Origin of the sequence: Mesoflavibacter zeaxanthinifaciens DSM 18436 (assembly GCF_000422365.1) — a bacterium.
Classification (GTDB): Bacteria; Bacteroidota; Bacteroidia; order Flavobacteriales; family Flavobacteriaceae; genus Mesoflavibacter; species Mesoflavibacter zeaxanthinifaciens.
Genome location: NZ_AULQ01000011.1, coordinates 60,001 through 80,257, shown reverse-complemented (window position 1 = coordinate 80,257; position 20,257 = coordinate 60,001). Strand labels below are relative to the sequence as shown.

Genomic DNA, 20,257 nt, shown 5'->3' with positions numbered 1-20,257 from the left:
TAAGAAGTTAAAATTTAAAGTTTAACGTTAAGCCTAAATCTCCTTGATTATCAATATCGTTTAGTTTGTAATGAGGCTTTAAACTTAAGTTTTCGTCTATATTATATTGTAATAAATGAGCGTCTATATTAGCGTCTACAATATTTAGAGCATAAAGACCAAATGTAATTAATAAAGATAATTCTTTATTACGTCTAAATGTTTGTTGTGCATCTCTTAGTGCATCGTCAGTTAGTCTACCATAAAACTCGTCATCTGTAAAACCTGCAAGTCTTCTCTTGTAGGCATCTCTAACACGATTGTATTGTTTGTTATTATGATCGTAAAATAAAATACCCGTGGTTATTGCACCTACAACAATAGGTACTTTCCAGTATTTACCATTATAAGCCTGACCTAAACCAGGTAAAATTGCAGAATAAAATGCAGCACGAGAAGGTGCTAAAGGGTCATATTCTCTTGGAAGCTTAACTTTTTTTACTTTACTAGAGTCTGCTAAAGCTATATCGTCCTTTTCCTTTAATCCTTTAGGTAATTTGTTGGTTTTTGTTGTGTCTGCTTTTTTATTGCTGTTATCTTCTTGTGCTTGAAGAAAACAGCAAAAAATAACACAAAGAAGTGTAATAATATATTGCTTATTTATCACCTTGGACTAGCTTTTTTATACGGTTAAAATCTTCTTCAGAATGAAAAGGAATTGTAATTTTTCCTTTACCATTGCTAGAGACTTTAACGTCAATTTTATGTCCAAAGTATTCTGAAAAAGCAGTGATGCCTTTTTTAACATATTTTGGTAATTCTTCTTTTGTAGGTTTTGCAGGAACTTTTACTTCGCTAGTTTGATTATAATTACGAACTAAATTTTCGGTTTGTCTTACAGAAAGTTTGTCACTTAAAATCTTTTCGTAGATTTCAAGTTGAATATTTTGATCTTCAATATTTATAATAGCACGTCCATGTCCCATAGATAAAAATCCATCTCGCATACCTGTTTGGATAATCGGATCTAACTTTAAAAGACGTAAGTAATTAGCAATGGTGCTTCGTTTTTTTCCTACACGTTCACTCATTTGTTCTTGTGTAAGGTTAATTTCGTCTATTAAACGTTGATAAGATAATGCAATTTCTATTGGGTCTAAGTCCTGACGTTGGATGTTTTCTACCAATGCCATTTCTAGACTTTCTTGATCGTTAGCTATTCTTATGTACGCAGGTACAGTTTCTAAACCAACTAATTTTGATGCTCTAAAACGTCTTTCACCAGAAACTAACTGATATTTTTCAAAGCCTAATTTTCTTACCGTGATTGGCTGTATTACACCTAATTCTCTAATAGACGAGGCTAATTCACGCAGCGATTCTTCATTAAAATTAGTTCGTGGTTGAAATGGATTCATTTCAATTTGATCTAATTCTAACTCGACAATATTACCTATAACTTTGTCTGCGTTTTTGTCTTTAGCAGATTGAATATCGTTTTCTGGATCTTTCAGTAATGCTGAAAGTCCGCGTCCTAAAGCCTGTTTCTTAGTTGCTTTCGCCATAAATTAGGAGTTTTTTGTAATAATTTCTTTAGCTAAACTTAGGTAATTGCTAGCACCTTTACTTGATGCGTCGTAATTAATAATGTTTTCACCATAACTTGGTGCTTCACTAAGCTTAACATTACGCTGAATAATGGTACTAAATACCATGTCGTTAAAGTGTTTTTGGACTTCGTCTACTACTTGATTAGATAGTCTTAAACGCGAATCGTACATGGTTAACAATAAACCTTCTATGTCTAGATTTTTGTTATGTATTTTCTGTACACTTTTAATAGTGTTTAATAATTTTCCTAAACCTTCTAGTGCAAAATATTCACACTGAATTGGAATAATTACTGCATCTGCAGCAGTTAGCGCATTAAGGGTTAATAGTCCTAAAGAAGGAGCGCAATCTATTAGTATATAATCATATTGGTCCTTTATCTCTTCAAGAGCTTTCTTAAGCATATATTCGCGCTGGTCTTTATCTACTAATTCAATTTCGATAGCAACAAGGTCAATATGAGCTGGTATTATATCTAGGTTTGGAGTTTCTGTAGGTATTGCAGCTTCTTTTGCTGTATTTGTGTGTTCTAAAATTTGATATGTACCAATTTCTACAGACTCTACATCTATCCCTAATCCAGATGTGGCATTAGCTTGTGGATCTGCATCTATAAGTAAAACTTTTTTTTCTAAAACACCTAAAGAGGCGGCTAAGTTTACAGAGGTAGTTGTCTTACCAACACCACCTTTTTGATTGGCAATTGCTATAATTTTACCCATTAATCAATTTGGTTTTTGTAACGGTAAAAATACAATTATTTATGAGGAATAAAAACCTTTGTTAATAACATAAATAAAAAAATGAGGTTGTAAATTTAACATTGCAACCTCATTTTTATTAATGTTTGACTTGATTATTTTTCTGGATTGTGGATACCTAAAATATAACCTTTTGTTAGATATTTTTGAGCAACATTTTGTATGTCAGATTTATTAAGATTAGTTACAGTTTTTTCATACTCTAAGATTTTATTAGCATCTTTATCTTCATAATCTGCATTTTTTAGAAGTCTTAACCAGAATCTGTTTTCTTTTAGATCTTCTTTTCTTTCTAATAGCTGCGCTTCTTTTACTTTGGCTAAGTCCTCTTCTGTAGGTCCGTTAGCTACAATTTTTTCAACTTCGGCAATAGCTGCATTTTTAAGTTTTTCTACATTTTCTGGTCCACAAGGAAAACTAATACTAAAGCTATACCAGCCGTAAGGAATTTTGTTAATATTTCCTCTAGCTCCAACACCATAAACACCGCCTTCTTCTTCACGTAGTTTTTCGATTAGTTTTATGGTTAAAATTTCACCTAAACTACTTAATGCATAGTCTTCTTTTTCATCATAAGTTGTTTCACCTTGATACACAATTCTAACAGAACTTTTTGGGTCTGTACCTTTTTCTACAATTTTTGTATGTGATCCTGATAAAGGTCTAAAATCTGTTTTTTTGTAAGTTTCTTGTTTACCTGTTGATGGTAAGTTAGCTAAATATTTTTCTGAGTATTCCTTTATTTTGTTTTCATCAATGTTCCCTACAAAGTAAAATTTAAAATCTCCTGCGTTTGCAAAGCGTTCTTTAAACTTTTGGTAAGCTAAATCATAATTAGCTTGATCTAATTTTTCTGGTGTTGGAAAACCGGAATATCTTGGATTTGCACCGTATACAAATTTAGAATATTGATCTTGAAAATAGAATTGCGGACTTGATAACATATTGCCAATAAAGGCTTTTTGTTTATTTATATATGAAGCAAAAGCTTTTTCGTCTTTATTTAATGCTGTAAAATATAAATGTGTTAGCTGAAACAATTCTTCAAAATCTTTTGGTGTTGAAGATCCTGAAATTTCTTCCGTAATACCGCCAACTCTTGGTCTTACACTAACAATTTTTCCTGACATCATTTTTCCTAGATCTACTTTGCTAAATCCATTAACGCCAGCATCTGTTAATCCATTGTTAGCAAATACTGTTTCTAAGTAATCTTCATCAGAATATAATGAGCTACCACCAAAACTGAAGGCATCAAATAAAATTTCGTCGTTTTTAAAGTCTGTTTTTTTGTAAGTAACCGTTGCGCCGTTACTTAAGGTTAGGGTAGTGGTGCCTAATTTGTTATTTTGTGTTTCTTTTACAATAGAACCTTTTGGAGGTGAATTTGTAATTAAAGAAGAAGCTACTTCTTTGTCTTCGTAAGGTTTTATGTCTTCGTTTTTAACGGTTTCTAATAAATCTCTTACTTCTTTTTCTGTTACTTTTTTAATATCTTCTTTATCAGGACCTGTTAAAACTACAACTCTGTTTGTGTCTTTTATATAGTCTGAAATTAATTGATTTACTTCATTTAGTTTTATTGTAGGTAGTTGTTCTTTATGAAAGTTGTATTCCCATTCTATACCTGGCATTGGCTCGTTAACCAAAAAGTTTCTTATGTATTCTCCTAAAACTCTGTTAGACTCAGTTTTATCTTTGTCTTTAAAAGATTTTTCTAATCTAGCGATTAAATCTTTTTTAGCTCTTTCAAATTCACCTTGGCCAAACCCGTATTTTTTTACTCTTTCATTTTCTTCAAGTAATACTTTTAATGCTTTTAATTGTCCATCTGGACTTGTCATAGCAAAAGATTGATAAGCGTCTTTAGTGTCTGCCCATGTACCTCCATGAAAAGAATACCCGTAAACAAATGGTGGATTTTCACTATTTCTAAGTTCGTCTAAACGATTATTTATCATTTGGGAAAAAAGTGATTCTACAATAGAGTGTCTAAATTCTTCTAATGTTTCGTCTTCTTTACTGTTGCTTTCATCTTTAAAAAGTACTCTAACCTGAGAAAATGAAGCTTCTTTGTCGGTTTCTATAGCTACAAAAGTTTCATCATGATTAGGAACGTAAAAAACTTCTCTAGGTTTTGGTGTGTCCGGATTTTTTATTCCTCCAAAATGAGATTTGATTTTATTTTCTAAAGTTTCTACATCAATATCTCCAACAGCTATTACAGCCATTAAATCTGGTCTGTACCAATCTTTATAATAGCTTCTTAAGCTTTCGTAGTCAAAATTTTCAAGATTTTCTTTTGTTCCGATAGGTAACCTTTCTGCATATTTAGAACCATACATTAATTTTGGTAGGTAGTTTTGCATCATTCTTTCATCAGCGCCTTGACCTAATCTAAATTCTTCTAAAACAACACCTCTTTCTTCATCAATATCTTTTTCTGTTAATAGTGCATTATGTGCCCAATCTTCTAATATTTGAAATCCTTTTTCTAATTTTTCAGGATCATCACTAGGTATTGGAAGCATGTAAACGGTTTCGTCAAAACTAGTATATGCGTTTAAGTGAGCACCAAATTTTACTCCTATACTTTGAAGGTAATTAACAAGTTCGTTCTTTTTAAAATTTTTGGTTCCGTTAAAGTTCATGTGCTCCATAAAATGAGCTAAACCTCTTTGATCTTCATCTTCAAGAATAGAACCAGCTTTAACTACAAGTCTAAGTTCTACTTTGTTTTCTGGTTTACCGTTGTTTTTAATATAATAAGTTAAGCCGTTACTTAAAACTCCTTTTTTTACTTCTGGATTAAAAGGGATTTTTTCTGCAGAATTAAATTTTTTAGTTTGATTTGTTTTAAGTGATGTTTTAGTAACAGTTTGTCCATTTAATTTAATAGTACCTGTTAATACAAACAACACCATTGTGAAAATTGATAGTGATTTTTTCATTTTTGGTTGTTTTAATTAATAATTTGTAAGGAATGGTTTATAAAAATAAAATTTATGTTTAACTAAATGTTGAAATTTATGTTAAAATGAAAATTTATTCAATAAGCTAACGGAAAGAATTTTAATTTATTATAAAAAAAAGAGCCACTTTTTTAGTGGCTCTTTTTATAATTAATCTATCAAGATTTCTAAAATTTTGATAGCAGCATCACTTATTTTGGTTCCTGGACCAAATACAGCGACTGCGCCAACATCAAATAGATATTGATAATCTTGTTTTGGGATAACGCCTCCAACAATTACCATAATATCTTCTCGACCATATTTTTTAAGTTCTTCAATAACCTGCGGAACTAATGTTTTATGTCCTGCAGCTAAACTAGATACACCTAGAATATGCACATCGTTTTCTACAGCTTGTTTTGCAGCTTCTTTTGGAGTTTGAAATAATGGACCTATATCTACATCAAAACCTACATCTGCATAACCGGTAGCAACTACTTTTGCGCCACGATCATGACCATCTTGTCCCATTTTAGCAATCATAATACGAGGTCTTCTACCTTCTTGCTCAGCAAAAGTATCTGCTAATGCTCTAGCTTTTTTAAAGCTACTGTCGTCTTTTATCTCTTTACTATACACACCTGAAAATGATTTTATATTTGCTTTATAACGTCCAAATACAGTTTCTAAAGCATCGCTAATTTCTCCTAATGTAGCTCTTTCTCTAGCCGCATTTACAGCTAAAGCTAATAAATTTCCTTGGTTTGTTTTAGCTGCATTTGTTAAATTATTTAAAGCTTCTTTTACTTTTTCAGTATTACGAGTTGCTTTAATTTTATTTATGCTTTCTATTTGTTGTAGTCTTACCGTTTGATTATCTACTTCTAATATATGTAAAGGATCTTCTTGCTCTAATTGGTATTTGTTTACACCAACAATAATATCTTGACCAGAATCTATTCTTGCTTGTTTACGCGCAGCAGCTTCTTCAATACGTAGTTTTGGTATACCAGCTTCTATAGCTTTTGTCATACCGCCAAGATCTTCTACTTCTTGTATTAAATCCCAAGCTTTTTCGGCAATATCATGTGTTAATTTTTCAACATAATAACTTCCTGCCCAGGGATCTACAGTTTTTGTAATGTGTGTTTCTTCTTGTAAGAAAATCTGCGTGTTACGCGCAATTCTTGCTGAAAAATCTGTTGGTAATGCTATTGCTTCATCTAACGCATTAGTATGTAAACTTTGTGTGCCTCCAAAAGCAGCAGCTGCAGCTTCGATAGTTGTTCTTGCTACATTATTAAAAGGGTCTTGCTCTGTAAGACTCCATCCACTTGTTTGGCAATGTGTACGTAATGCTAAAGATTTAGCGTTTTTAGGGTTGAATTGTTTTACCAATTTAGCCCAAAGCATTCTGGCAGCTCTCATTTTGGCAATTTCCATAAAATGATTCATACCAATAGCCCAGAAAAAGGATAATCTTGGAGCAAAAGTATCTATGTCCATTCCTGCATCTAATCCTTTTCTAATATATTCTAATCCATCTGCAAGTGTATATGCTAATTCGATATCACAAGTTGCGCCAGCTTCTTGCATGTGGTAACCAGAAATACTAATACTATTGAACTTTGGCATGTTCTGGCTAGTATATTCAAAAATATCTGAAATGATTTTCATAGAAGGTGTTGGTGGATAGATGTAAGTATTACGCACCATAAATTCCTTTAAAATATCATTTTGAATAGTTCCTGCTAATTGTTCTGGTTTTACACCTTGTTCTTCGGCAGCGACAATGTAAAATGCCATGATTGGTAATACAGCACCATTCATAGTCATAGATACAGACATTTTATCTAACGGAATTTGGTCAAATAAAACCTTCATATCTTCAACACTATCAATAGCTACACCAGCTTTACCTACGTCTCCAACTACACGTTCGTGATCAGAATCGTAACCACGATGCGTAGCTAAATCGAAAGCAACTGAAAGACCTTTTTGACCAGCTTCAAGATTTCTTCTGTAAAATGCATTACTCTCTTCAGCGGTGCTAAAACCTGCGTATTGGCGTATGGTCCAAGGTCTGCGTACATACATTGTGCTGTATGGTCCGCGAAGATTTGGTGCTATTCCTGCAACAAAATTTAAGTGTTCTAAATCCTTAGTATCTGACTTAGCGTAAGTAGATTTTACAGGAATGTCTTCTGCAGTATTAAATGTAGAAGTTTGTTGATCTACTGTTATGTTTTCTTGTGTTTTAAGCGTTATATGTTGAAGATTTTTTCTTGACATTATAATATCATTTTTTGTAAAAACGGATCAAAGTTAGCTTCAAAAGGTGTGCTTAATTGAATAAAAACCGTTTTGTTGTTGTAAGAAACTATATAAGTAGAATTATAAAAAGCCGAATTATCTATTGACTTAGTGTCTTCTACTTTAAAAATCGATTTAAATATTTGTGGTCCAACAGAATTATCATATTTAGCAGTGACCTTTGTATATTTTAAATCTAGATTGTTTTCATTTTCTCTATTTGACTGACTTATGATGCCTAACAAAAATTTTGCGTCTTGTCTTTGAAGAGGCATGTAAGGTAAAGTGTTAATTGTGTAAGTAGAGAATGTGCTTTTATCAAAATAGATGTAAAAATTACCTTCTATTTCTCTTAATTGTTTTAGTCTGGCATATTCAAGTTTTAGACTATTCTTATCTGAAGAGATGCTGTCTAAAATTTCCTCAAATTCTACACCACTTTTCCTTTTAAAAACACTTGGTAAGTATATTCTAACAGGATCTTTATCTAGCTTATGGTAGCTGCCTTCTATAGTTTCTATATTAGAACTATCTACCATTAACCAGTTGCTTACCTCTGTAACATTGTTTATGCAAGAGGTAATTACTAGACTTATTAATATTAAATATGTTATTTTTTTTAAGTTCATATTAATGATTGTGCCCAGCGTGATCGTCTGCTTTTTTTACGTTATTTTTTTTAGGTAGATTAAGAGGTGTTTTATTAAAATCTATTTTGTTATTTGCTTCTTGTTTAGTGTCGTTAAATTCTAAATTAATTTTGGAGAAATCTAAATCAAACATCTTAGAGTAGTAATAATCTAAAGCTATAAAGGTTTGTAAATAAGCGTCTCTGGTGTAAGATGTGTTACTTCTTAATGCAGGACCAAATAATTTGTAATTCATGCTATTGGTGCTTACAAGTGCGTTAAAAGTTGTTTTTAAACTTTGATCTTGCATGTTTTGAGATAAACATTTAACTAAATCGCTATTATAGTTTAAAGCTCCTTCTTGCCATAAATCTGATTTTGTTTTTAATACATCAAAAATAGCTTTTGTGTGCGAAGACATCATGTTTTCTGGTTTTACACGATCAGAAATTGCATTATTTACAAAAGCTCTGTATGCTCTTAATTTATTTTTACCGTTTGGGTCATATTGGTTTAAAATATCTTTTTCAAAGCTATATAACGCTTCTTTTAATAGCTTGTCATTTGCAGGATCACAGCTAATAGTTTCTGGTTTTTCTGCATATTTATACTCTGCTAACGTAGCTTCGGTGTTATCTTGTTTGCAGCTAAAGTTTAATACGATAAAAAATACAAATACAGTTTTTAAAATACGTGTGTTCATGTTTTTTTAGTTTTGTTGTTTATTCTTCGGTTTTTAATCGTTCTTGTTCTAGTTTTTCTGCTAAACGCTTTTCAATTATAGGTTCTATTAAAGTCTTAACAGGATTGGTTTTTACAAAAGGAAATAACTCTAAATCGTTTTTCATTTTATCTTCTTTATTAGGATGTTTATTGGTACCTAAAAGAATGATTTTTTGTTCATCAAATTGTTGTTGTTCTTTTGCGGCGCTTTCTTTTATTTTTTTCTGAATAGTGCCTTCTTTTAATTGTTTTAACAATCCTCCGTTAGCTTCAATATCTTTAAAAAGATCTAGACTATTTTCTGCAAGTTGATTTGTTAAACTTTCTATGTAGTAACTACCATCTGATGGGTTGTTAACAGCATTAAAATAGCTTTCGTTTTTTAATACTAATAATTGGTTTCGTGCTATTCTTTCTCCAAAAGTATTGTCTTTATGGTAAATTGCATCATACGGTAAATTAAAAACAGTATTAGCACCACCAAGGACAGCACTCATGCATTCTGTTGTTGTACGAAGCATGTTTGTATTATAATCGTATATAGTTTTGTTTCTTTTTGAAGGAATTGCGTTTATAACGCATATTGCAGAGATACTGTATTCTGAAGCAATACTGTCAAATAACGCTCTAAGCGCTCTTAGTTTTGCAATTTCGAAAAAATAATTTGTACCAATAGCAACATTGAAAACTACCTTTTTTATGGTTGAAACATCTACGATATTAAAATATTCATTAGCATGTAAAACAGTGTAGGCTATTTGTTGTACGTTATTTGCACCAGCGTTTTGATAGGTTGTAGCGTCTATAGTTAAACAGCCTGTATGTGCTACTGTATCTTTAATGGCTGCAAGATCTTTATCAAGATTAGAAAACCAATTACCAGTTTTTACTAATTGATGAATTGGGTCTACTTGAGTACTTATATTTTGATCAATATTTGAAATCCAGTTTTGATCTAAAAACAATAACTCTAATTGAATGTTTGTAGCGTGTAAATCAATATTATTGATTAATTCTGAAATTGATACTTCATTATTAGGAATAATAAATTTTATAGTTTCTGCGCCTTTTTCAATTGCATTTATTGCTTTTTTATTAGCTGCATCTGCGTTTTGAGCAAATATAATTTGACCAATAGACCAAGTTTGTGGTTTTATGTGTAAAGTGTTTTCTAAAGTGTCTTGATGGTAAAATGGTTTTACATTTATACCATCGTTAGTTTGCCAAACTAAAGTGTCATTATAGTCTGCTCCTTTTAAGTCTACCTGTATTTTTTGTTTCCAAGCTTTTGCAGAAACTGGTTCAAAATCTGAAAATAGTTTTTTACTCATCTTCTTTAGTTTTTAGGCTGTCTTGATATTCTATTATATAAATATCTTCATTATCTCGCTTCATGTAGTATTGTTCTCGTGCAAAGGTTTCTATGCCTTCTTCACGACTCAATTCTTCTATAGCTTTTTTGTCTTTTTGTATTTCTTTTTTGTAGTATTCTTTTTCTGCCTCTAGATCGTCAATTTCAGAATTATATTGACTGTGTATAATTAGCGAATTGGTGTCAAAAAACACCATCCATATTACAAAAACAACAAGTGTTAAAATGTATATGTTTTTTAAGTATTTCAAACTAAGCGTTCGTTAATTATTGTTTTTACTATGTCTACAGCAACCGTATTATATCTGTTATTAGGTATAATAATGTCTGCATACTCTTTCATTGGTTCTATAAATTGTTGATGCATTGGTTTTAACGTGTTTTGGTAACGTGATAATACTTCGTCTATATCACGACCACGATCTTTTATATCTCTTTTTAGTCGTCTTATTAAACGCTCGTCACTATCTGCATGAACAAATATTTTGATATCAAAATGCTCTCTAATTTCTGGATGAGAAAGGATTAAAATTCCTTCAACAATCATTACTTTACGAGGTTTTGTTACAATAACATCGCCTGTACGATTATGTTTTATAAAAGAATATACTGGTTGGTTTATTGCATTTCCAGCTCTTAATTCTTTTAAGTGTTCTTCTAAAAGTTCAAAATCTATTGATCGTGGATGGTCAAAATTAATTTTAACACGCTCGTCAAAAGATAGGTGAGTAGTGTCTTTGTAATATGAGTCTTGAGATATTACACCTACTTCACCTTCAGGTAATTCATTTAATATTTGATTAACTACTGTTGTTTTACCGCAGCCTGTTCCTCCAGCAATTCCTATAATTAGCATTGTTTTTATTTAATTTTAAGGTTCAAATTTAAGAATTTACAACCTTATTTAAGTAGTATTTTAGAAACTTCTTTACTTGTAATTAAAGTGTCACTATTGTTGCCCCAATTATTTAAAATATAGTTAGTCACATCTGCTACTTCTTGGTTATTTAAACCCATTGGAGTCATAACGTTATTGTAGGTTTTTCCGTTTACTGTAATTTTACCTTTCATACCGTTTTTTATTCCTTTGATACTAGCTTCTAAATTGTTTTCTAAATAATCAGAATTTGCTAATGGCGGATATGCGTCTTCAATCCCTTCACCATTAGCCATATGACAGTTTATGCAGAAATTTTGATACACTTTTTCTCCTTGGGCAATAGAAGATTTTAATTCTGGGCTAGCTTTTTTGTCTGAAGATTTGCAGCTTATTATTAATATTAAAGCAACTAGAATTAGTCCTGTTTTTTTCATTCTTTATTTCTTTTTAATTTTACAATACCTAAGTTTTCTATGCCAACATAGATATAACCATCTGGACCTTGTTCTACAGATCTTACACGACCTAAACCATCTAAAAGACGTTGCTCTTTAATGACTTTTCCTTTTTGAAGTGTACATAAATCTAAATACTGAAATTTAAGTGAGCCGACTAACAAACTACCTTTCCAATCTCCATATTTATCACTATTAATAAATGCCATACCAGAAGGAGCAATGGATGGATCCCAATAATGTAAAGGTTGTTGCATGCCTTCTTTTTTTGTTTGGTCTGTAATTGCTGTTCCAGAATAGTTGATACCGTAAGTAATAACTGGCCAACCGTAATTGGCACCTTTTTTAATGATATTAATCTCGTCACCACCGCGTGGTCCATGTTCATGAGACCAAATTTCGTTAGTAAAAGGGTTAATTTTCATGCCTTGAGGATTACGGTGTCCGTAGGACCAAATAGCTGTTTTAGCATTTTTAGTATCAACAAAAGGATTATCTTTAGGTATACTTCCATCGTCATTTAGTCTATAAATTTTACCGCCATCTCTAGTTAGATCTTGAGGATTGATATCTCTTTCTCCGCGCTCTCCGATGCTAAAAAATAAGTAGCCATCTTTAAAGACAATTCTAGATCCAAAATGTTGTCCTTTTGTAGTATTTGGAACAGCTTTATAAAGTATTTCTTTATTAATTAAACTGTCGTTTTTAATTTTTGCACGCATTATTGAAGTGTTTCCTCCATTTTCGTCACCATCAGAATAAGCAAAAGAAAAATAAATCCATCCGTTATTTTTATAATTAGGATGTAGCTCAATATCTAACAATCCACCTTGACCTCTTAAATATACTTTTGGTGGATTTTTAATTTCAGTCTTCTTATTGTTTTTAAAATGAATGATTCTACCATCTTTTTCATTAATTAGTATTGAGCCATCAGTAAGAAAAGTAAATCCCCATGGGTTATTTAGGTCTTTTACAATTACCTCATATGAATGTTTTATGTTTATAGGATTTTTGTCTTGTGCACAAGCAAAAAATGAGGCTATAATTACTATAATAAATGGACCGAATTTGAATTTCATTTTCATTTTTTTTTATGAATTTACAATTTAATAATAAAAAATGTTTTTAAATTGATGAAAACTACTATATTTGCACCCTCAAAACAAAATTTATGTTTTGAAAAGATAACCATTTTCGGGGTGTAGCGTAGCCCGGTTATCGCGCCGCGTTTGGGACGCGGAGGTCGCAGGTTCGAATCCTGCCACCCCGACAAAACTAAAGCCTGAATATTTATATTCAGGCTTTTTTTATTTTAAATTCCCCTTGATGTGTTTTAAAAAATAAAAAACAACATTAAAGCATCCATTAATCTTATAGATGGATCTCAAATTTATTAATTACATTATTAAATTGTTGTAGTAAATAGTCATTTCTTCTTATAAGACTAATTGATCTAGATTATATTTATTCATATTTTATTTTGTTGAAAAACGATTTAAATTTTTTTAAATGAAATCTTAAGAATATTACAACTATACTTTTTATAGTAAATTTAACATTCGGTTGAATGTATTGATATTGTTGAGTTTACGTCTTTTTATACTATAAAAAATTAAACTATCCTTTTTGACCGTTATTGTCAGAAATAATCACTATACATACTTTTGTCACTATACTTTTGATAGTTAAAAATAAAACATAACAAGAATCAATTAAAAATGAATTTAAAAGAAACACTTAACTGGAGATACACTACTAAAGAATTTGATCCAACCAAAAAAATATCTGAAGAAGATATGGATCAAGTAAAAAGCTTGTTAAGACTGAGTGCGTCAAGTGTAAACTTACAACCTTGGCATTTTATTATTGCTGAAACTGAAGAAGGAAAAGCACGTATAGCAAAAGGAACACAAGGTTTTTTCCATTTTAACGAACCTAAAGTAACTAATGCTTCAGCTGTTGTGCTTTTTTGTGCAAAAACAGATGCAGACGAAGACTATTACAAACATATTGCAGATGTAGATGATAAAAATGGACGTTTTCCAAATGAAGACATAAAAAATGGATTTATAGGTGCTGTTAAAACATTTGCAGACATACATAAATATGATTTAAAAGATTTAAATCATTGGATGGAAAAGCAAGTATATCTTAACATAGGTAGCTTTTTGTTGGGTCTTGCGAGTTTAGGAATTGATGCTACACCTATGGAAGGAATTGATGTAAAAGCTTTAGATGAAGAATTTGGTTTAAGAGAAAAAGGCTTCACAGCTTTAGTTGCCGTTTCTATAGGTTACAGAGCAGAATCTGATTTTAACTCTACAGATAAAACACCAAAATCGAGATTGCCAGAAAGCGAAATTTTTACTGAAATATAATTTCTAAAACGTTTAAGCTAAATGTTAGTTGTAAAATATAATTAGTTTTTAATAATGTGTATTAAAAAATCGCTAAAAGATGTTCAACTTGATAGTTCAGCAGTAAAAAAGTAAAATAGTTTTAGAAAGACTTTAGTCTCAATAAGCCAAATAATTATGAAGAATAAAATAATCGGTTCTATAACATTACTTATAGTTTGTTTTATAGGAGTTGAAGCAAGCGCACAAGTAACAACCATAGATTCTGTAGCCACATCAAAAGTGCAACATTTCAATTTTGATGAAATGGAATCAGAAACTATTGGTAAAGGCATAAAACGCAAGTGGTTTCACGGTGAAAAAGGACAAATGACCATTTTTAATCTTGAAAAAGGCGCGCATATTCCTTGGCACCAACACCCAAATGAACAGATAACATATATTATGTCTGGTAAGGTAAAAATTAAAACCATAATTGATGGCAAAGAAACCTTTGTAGAAGTAGGGGCAGGAGAAGTTATTGTATTCCCAGAAAATGTACCACATGAATTTTGGGCGTTAGAAGAAACGGTAGATTTAGATGTGCATGTGCCTGTTCGTCAAGATTGGCTAAGCAAAGAATTACCAGCATATCTTAAGAAAACAAAAGAAAAATAATAATTTTTAAAACGAAATATTTTCGTTTTTAATCAATAAAACAAAAACTATGAAATCAATCACAACAACATTAGTAACGCTGTTATTAAGTGTTACGGCTTTTGCCCAAACACCAACAACAGATTTTAGAAAATCTAAAAATGAAGTCGTTACTGCAGACAATGTAGAATGGGGATGGTTAAATCCTTTAAGAGGCGATAAAAGTCCTGCTGCAGGAAAACTTTGGGGAGACCGTACAAAAAATGAACCTGCAGGTTTTTTAGTAAAATTTAAAAAAGGGTTTTCATCACCACCACATATTCACAACATCACCTATCGTGGTGTCGTAATTAAAGGTTTGTTGCATAATGATGATGAAAATGCCGAAAAACAATGGTTGCCAGCTGGTTCATATTGGCAACAACCTGCTGGTGAAGCACATATTACAGCTGCTGATGCCGAAGATAATATGGCGTTTTTAGATATTCAAGAAGGACCATATTTGGTAAAACCAACATCAGAAGCGTTTGATAATGGCGAAAAACCAGTAAACGTTGATAAAACCAATTTAGTTTGGTTAAATGCTAATGATATTGAATGGGTTTCAGAAAAAAGTAATGTGGAAACTGCTTTTTTATGGGGAAGTCACGAAAAAAATCAACTGCGTGCTACTCTTTTAAAATTACCAGCTGGTTTCAAGGGTAAAATTAAAAACTTAAGTCCAAACTTTAGAGCTGTGGTTATTTCTGGTAAAGTAACGCATCAATTTTCTAAAAAAGATGACGAAAATGTGTTGGAACCAGGTTCTTATTTTGGCGCAGAAGAAAAAGCTTCACCACGTTTAAGTACAGATACAGAAACGGTTATTTACATCCGTTCTAATGGTAAATTCAAAATAAAATAACAATGAAATTCTTTAAAAATATGCTTGTTTGTTTTAGTTTATTTCAATTAAATACCCAAGCTCAAGAAGCAGAAGTATTTGCCACTACAAATCAGGCAGTTGGTAACATTACATTTACTAACAATGGCGATTTAGTTTATAGCCATCATCCATTTTTTGCACCCGAAAATCGTGTGATGATTATGGATGCAAAAACCAAAGAAAGCAAACCGTTTCCAAATAAAGCGTGGAATTTACCAAGAGACACAGACGACAATTATTTAAGTAATGTGTTGGGAATCCGTAATGACGAAAATGGCATTATCTGGATGATAGATATGGCACAACGTAATAACGTAACACCTAAAATTGTGGGTTGGAATACAAAAATCAATAGTTTAGAGCGTATTTATTACTTGCCAAAATCGTCAGTTCCAAAGATTGCACAGCCCAACGATATGGTCGTAGATACCAAACACGGTTATTTCATTATTGCAGACGAAGGTATTGGTAATGGTGGCGATGGAAGTCAAGCTGCTTTCATTATTGTAAATATGAAAACTGGAAAAACACGTCGCATTTTGGAAGGAACACGAACCACAAAACCAGAAAATACACCAACGGTTATTAATGGTAAACATTTGGCAGTAAATGGAAACAATTTATTGGTTGGTAATGATGGAATTACTGCCGATAAAGATTTTGAATATATTTATTACGGTCCATTAAACGGAACAAAAATCTACAGAATTAAAACTTCAGATTTAGTAAATGAAGCTTATACTGATGCCGATTTAGATACTAAAATTGAAACCTATTCTAAAAAACCTAACAATGGCGGAATGAGTATTGATATGGATGGAAACATTTATCTAACAGCGCTTGAAACGCAAAGTGTAGCAGTGGTTTCTGCAAAAGATAAAAGTGTAAAAACCATTGCAAAACATAAAAATATGGTTTGGCCAGATGGTGTAAGTTACAATCATGTCGATGGTTATATGTACGTTTCTGCAGCACAGGTTAATAATGGCGCTGTTTTTAACAATGGAAAGGATAAATCATCTACACCGTTTTATATTTTTAGGTTTAAACCTATTGTAAATGGAGTTCCTTACAGATAGATTTTAAGTTTAGTTTGATTAATAGCAAAAAAAGCCACGATTTATATTTTATAAGGTGTGGCTTTTTCATTTTTTAGAAGGTTTAATTAATTATAATTATGGCAAGAACGATTTTAGAAAATATTGTTATACAACAGTACAAAGACCAAACGTTTTTTTCGTTTTGCGAATATACCAGCATTCGTTTTTTCGAGATTTTATATTTTGAATCGGGTAGTGGACGCATTAAAATAAACGGAAATACGGTTAATTATTCACCAAATAGCATTTTTGTATTTGTTCCAGATGATTTTTATATCCTTGAACCCGAAACGGCTACAAGTACCATTGCCATTAAGTTTTTAAAGAGTTTCTTTAGAAATACCAACTCACAAAATCAAGAATTACCCGTAAACGATTGGTTTCGTAAAATTGAAGAAATTTTGAATAGCGAAAGCCATCAACTACGCGAAATGCAGTTTGAAACAACTTCAGACAGGTCGCATTTAGTGTCTTTAGTCAATATGGTAGCTACGGAATATTTAAATACCCAAACTCACGATATTTTCATTATTCAAAATTCATTGTCTGTAATTCTTCATTTAATTGCGCGTAATATTCAGTATTTGAATACTTCAACAGTAAAAGAAATCAAATCTTCAAAAATTCAGCAAATCATTAACTATATTCATTCTAACATTTATAATTCGGAATTACTAACTACTAAAAGTTTAGCCAATGAATTTCATATGGCTGATAATTACATTAGTGAATATTTTAAAAAACATACCGATGTTTCTCTTAAAAAGTATATCATTAACTACAAATTAAAGTTGGTAGAAACCCGCTTAAAGTACACTGATGCACAAGATTCTGAAATTGCATTAGAACTTGGTTTTACTGATTCTAGTCATTTAAATAAAACCTTTAAAACCTATAAAGGCATCAGTTTAAGTGTGTATAAAGCTAGTTTAGTCTAGTTTTTTACTAGAAACCTTATTTTTTACCAAAACCACATTGTTTTCTACCAAAAAATAGCTTCTTATCAGGAATACTTTTGTGGTGTAAATAAGTAACAATAAAAATTTATCATGAAAACAATAGAACATACAAACGCACTTAAAGAAGCGCTTGCTTTAGAAGTGCCATCAAGAGAATTATCATTAAGACGAGATCCATCAGTTTCAAAATTTTGGAACGATAACAGTGAATTATTAGAAGCTGCTTGGGCGGAATGGGAACTAGAAAACAAAGACAATTTACTGTTACCAAATGAATCTTTACTTGATCCAAAATTACGTAAAGCCATTAACGATGCTTGGGAAAACCCAGAAAAAGAAGTTGCTGTAGCCGATTTATGGGAAGAAATTATTCCCGGTGTGTACGAAACACAGTTTTTCGATTTAGAACGTTTAGCCGATTTTAGAACGTATTTAGAAGATGTGGTTAATTCCGGAATTCCAAAACGTGCACCTTACGGTATTCAATTAAACCGTTACGGAATGATGTTAGACCCACGTTCTGAAGGGCATTTGGCAGCACCAAGTTTTCAAGCATTTTATAACGCTATTATGGACCGTTATATGCGTCCCATTTCTCGATTGTTATTAGGAACTTACGGTTACGATAATCAGACATTCGGATTTTCAATACAGTACAATCCAGATAAAGACAAAGATTTGCATGCGCATACCGATGCTTCATCAGCAACTTTAAATATCAATACTAATTTACCTGATGAAGAATTTACGGGTTCTATAGTAGACTTCTATGATAAAGCTTCTGGTAAAACGGTACAAACCAAGTTTCAACCAGGTAAAGCCATCATTCACAGAGGTAATGTACCACACGCCACACATCCAATTGAAAGCGGGCAACGTAGTAATTTAGTAGTTTGGCTGTATGGCGATAATATGCAAATACCACGTGGAAGTACGAGTAGCTATGGGAACATAAGCAGTAGTTCAATTAAAGATGTGGCATTAGAAAGTGTTACAGCACGCCAACGCTGGAGTTTACCTGATGGACCCAAAGATACTGTTGCGCCATTTTAAATGGACAAAATACAATAGATAAAAATAAAGGAACGTCAGTTCGAGTAATTTTTCTATAGAACAATTTCTGAAAAAAATAATATAGATAACTTCTCTCGAACCGACATTTCATCAAAAATATAAAACACAATGAAAACCATATTAATTACAGGAAGTACAGACGGAATAGGGAAACTAACCGCATTAAAATTAGCCAAAGAAGGACACGAAATATATCTTCACGGTAGAAGTGAAGACAAATTAAATGCAGTAATAGGCGAGCTAAAAGAAGCTTCAAACAACAAAAACATAAAAGGTTTTATAGCCGATTTTTCAGATTTAAATGCTGTGAGACAAATGGCCAAACAAATTAATAAGGATGTTTATAAATTAGATATTCTTATTAATAACGCTGGTATATACAAAACAGCCACAAACAAAACCAAAGACGGTTTAGATATTAGAATGGCAGTTAATTATCTGGCGCCTTTCATCTTAACAGAAAACATTATTTCGGTTTTAGAAAAAGGTTCAGAACCTAGAATTGTTAATTTAAGTTCGGCAGCACAATCTAGTGTTCAAAAAGGTGTTCTTTCGGGTGATGCTACAGTAAACGCAAGTGAAAGTTATGCGCAAAGTAAGTTGGCTTTAACGATGTGGTCGTTCAGCTTTGCAAAACAACATCCAAATATTACCACTATTGCAGTAAATCCAGGATCGTTATTAAATACCAAAATGGCAAACGAAGCTTACGGGCAGCATTGGTCGCCTGCAGAAAAAGGTGTAGACATTCTTTACGACTTAGCAGTGTCAGAACGTCATAAAAGCCAATCAGGCACATATTTTGACAATGACAGAGGAAGTTACAATAATGCGCATCCTGATGCGTATGCTGAAGACAAAGTGAAATTATTAGTAACTTTAACTGAAGAAATTACAAGTCAATAGTTTTTTTAATAAACCTAAACCAGCCAATGAAAAAAGTACTCATTCTTTTCGCACATCCCAAATTTGAAAAATCAAGAGTCAATGCTACGCTTATCGACCGATTAAAAGATAAGGCGCACGTAACATTTCACGATTTGTATGAGCATTATCCTAACTTTCATATTAATGTGCAACAAGAACAAGAGTTACTACTTCAACACGATATTGTTATTTGGCATCATCCGTTGTATTGGTACAGTAGTCCAGCCATTTTAAAGCAATGGAAAGATTTAGTTCTAGAGTTTAATTGGGCATACGGTCCACACGGAAAAGTACTGAAAAATAAAACCGTTTTTAATGTTATTACTACTGGAGGATCTCGCGAAGTGTATTGTACAGAAGGCTATAATACCTATACAATAAATGAATTTTTAAGACCTTTTGAACAAACTGCTACATTGTGTGGAATGAACTATTTTCCACCTTTTGCTGTTATGGGTACGCATCATTTATCTGATGTTGATTTACTTAATTATGCCAACAAATATGAACAATTAATTGATTTGTTGCAAGGCGATTTTAATGCAACGCAGCTATCCAATTGTTCTTTTCTTAACGATTTAGAAATTTTAAACGCGTAA

The 20,257-nt window shown here is 31.8% G+C and carries 20 protein-coding genes and 1 tRNA gene; 9 read left to right on the top strand and 12 right to left on the bottom strand.

From position 1 onward, the window contains the following. Window positions 1-7: 7 nt before the first annotated feature. From H574_RS0111165 to H574_RS0111110, 12 genes are all read right to left on the bottom strand, one after another. The gene (locus H574_RS0111165; RefSeq protein WP_027880662.1) at window positions 8-646 is read right to left on the bottom strand and encodes a DUF5683 domain-containing protein; all 639 of its coding nucleotides are present in this window, start codon (window positions 644-646) and stop codon (window positions 8-10) included. Beyond that, window positions 636-1,544: a ParB/RepB/Spo0J family partition protein gene (locus H574_RS0111160; RefSeq protein WP_027880661.1), complete on the bottom strand. Its 909-nt coding sequence runs from the start codon at window positions 1,542-1,544 to the stop codon at window positions 636-638. The genes H574_RS0111165 and H574_RS0111160 overlap by 11 nt, the downstream gene beginning before the upstream one ends. 3 nt (window positions 1,545-1,547) lie before the next feature. Beyond that, window positions 1,548-2,312, bottom strand: a complete 765-nt coding sequence (locus tag H574_RS0111155) for a ParA family protein (protein ID WP_027880660.1) — start codon at window positions 2,310-2,312, stop codon at window positions 1,548-1,550. A gap of 134 nt (window positions 2,313-2,446) precedes the next feature. Continuing rightward, window positions 2,447-5,302, bottom strand: coding sequence for a M16 family metallopeptidase (locus H574_RS0111150; RefSeq protein ID WP_027880659.1), 2,856 nt, complete (start codon window positions 5,300-5,302; stop codon window positions 2,447-2,449). A 171-nt stretch (window positions 5,303-5,473) separates the two neighbouring features. After that, entirely contained in the window at window positions 5,474-7,597 is a 2,124-nt protein-coding gene (scpA, locus tag H574_RS0111145) for a methylmalonyl-CoA mutase (protein ID WP_027880658.1), read from the bottom strand. Beyond that, on the bottom strand, window positions 7,597-8,247 hold the full coding sequence (locus H574_RS0111140; protein ID WP_155912650.1) for a hypothetical protein: 651 nt from the start codon (window positions 8,245-8,247) through the stop codon (window positions 7,597-7,599). Before H574_RS0111140 ends, scpA begins: the two co-directional genes overlap by 1 nt. A gap of 1 nt (window position 8,248) precedes the next feature. After that, window positions 8,249-8,950, bottom strand: a complete 702-nt coding sequence (locus H574_RS0111135) for a hypothetical protein (protein ID WP_027880656.1) — start codon at window positions 8,948-8,950, stop codon at window positions 8,249-8,251. A gap of 19 nt (window positions 8,951-8,969) precedes the next feature. Continuing rightward, window positions 8,970-10,301, bottom strand: a complete 1,332-nt coding sequence (locus H574_RS0111130; RefSeq protein WP_027880655.1) for a methylmalonyl-CoA mutase subunit beta — start codon at window positions 10,299-10,301, stop codon at window positions 8,970-8,972. After that, on the bottom strand, window positions 10,294-10,593 hold the full coding sequence (locus H574_RS0111125; RefSeq protein ID WP_027880654.1) for an FtsB family cell division protein: 300 nt from the start codon (window positions 10,591-10,593) through the stop codon (window positions 10,294-10,296). The genes H574_RS0111130 and H574_RS0111125 overlap by 8 nt, the downstream gene beginning before the upstream one ends. Then, the gene (gene udk, locus H574_RS0111120) at window positions 10,590-11,198 is read right to left on the bottom strand and encodes a uridine kinase (protein ID WP_027880653.1); all 609 of its coding nucleotides are present in this window, start codon (window positions 11,196-11,198) and stop codon (window positions 10,590-10,592) included. Before udk ends, H574_RS0111125 begins: the two co-directional genes overlap by 4 nt. Window positions 11,199-11,242: 44 nt before the next feature. Continuing rightward, window positions 11,243-11,656, bottom strand: coding sequence for a c-type cytochrome (locus tag H574_RS0111115; RefSeq protein ID WP_027880652.1), 414 nt, complete (start codon window positions 11,654-11,656; stop codon window positions 11,243-11,245). Further along, a complete protein-coding gene (locus tag H574_RS0111110; RefSeq protein WP_036227593.1) occupies window positions 11,653-12,759 on the bottom strand; it encodes a PQQ-dependent sugar dehydrogenase in 1,107 nt (368 codons plus the stop codon). The genes H574_RS0111115 and H574_RS0111110 overlap by 4 nt, the downstream gene beginning before the upstream one ends. 116 nt (window positions 12,760-12,875) lie before the next feature. On the opposite strand from H574_RS0111110, the gene H574_RS0111105 reads away from it, so the two are divergent. The 9 genes from H574_RS0111105 to H574_RS0111065 all read left to right on the top strand — a co-directional run bounded on the left by H574_RS0111105 (window position 12,876) and on the right by H574_RS0111065 (window position 20,257). Next, window positions 12,876-12,950 (top strand) — tRNA-Pro (locus H574_RS0111105). A 448-nt stretch (window positions 12,951-13,398) separates the two neighbouring features. Continuing rightward, window positions 13,399-14,058, top strand: a complete 660-nt coding sequence (nfsB, locus tag H574_RS0111100; protein ID WP_027880650.1) for an oxygen-insensitive NAD(P)H nitroreductase — start codon at window positions 13,399-13,401, stop codon at window positions 14,056-14,058. A 156-nt stretch (window positions 14,059-14,214) separates the two neighbouring features. Beyond that, on the top strand, window positions 14,215-14,694 hold the full coding sequence (locus H574_RS14180; protein ID WP_036227585.1) for a cupin domain-containing protein: 480 nt from the start codon (window positions 14,215-14,217) through the stop codon (window positions 14,692-14,694). Between the two features lie 49 nt (window positions 14,695-14,743). After that, window positions 14,744-15,577, top strand: coding sequence for a DUF4437 domain-containing protein (locus tag H574_RS0111090; protein WP_027880648.1), 834 nt, complete (start codon window positions 14,744-14,746; stop codon window positions 15,575-15,577). Window positions 15,578-15,579: 2 nt separating this feature from the next. Next, entirely contained in the window at window positions 15,580-16,677 is a 1,098-nt protein-coding gene (locus H574_RS0111085; RefSeq protein WP_051169881.1) for an L-dopachrome tautomerase-related protein, read from the top strand. A gap of 98 nt (window positions 16,678-16,775) precedes the next feature. Next, window positions 16,776-17,636 (top strand): AraC family transcriptional regulator, encoded by an 861-nt coding sequence (locus H574_RS0111080; protein WP_027880646.1) that lies wholly within the window; start codon window positions 16,776-16,778, stop codon window positions 17,634-17,636. 111 nt (window positions 17,637-17,747) lie between these two features. Continuing rightward, window positions 17,748-18,710 (top strand): hypothetical protein, encoded by a 963-nt coding sequence (locus tag H574_RS0111075; protein ID WP_027880645.1) that lies wholly within the window; start codon window positions 17,748-17,750, stop codon window positions 18,708-18,710. Between the two features lie 129 nt (window positions 18,711-18,839). Continuing rightward, the gene (locus H574_RS0111070) at window positions 18,840-19,637 is read left to right on the top strand and encodes an SDR family NAD(P)-dependent oxidoreductase (RefSeq protein ID WP_027880644.1); all 798 of its coding nucleotides are present in this window, start codon (window positions 18,840-18,842) and stop codon (window positions 19,635-19,637) included. Window positions 19,638-19,663: 26 nt separating this feature from the next. Continuing rightward, the gene (locus H574_RS0111065; protein ID WP_027880643.1) at window positions 19,664-20,257 is read left to right on the top strand and encodes an NAD(P)H-dependent oxidoreductase; all 594 of its coding nucleotides are present in this window, start codon (window positions 19,664-19,666) and stop codon (window positions 20,255-20,257) included.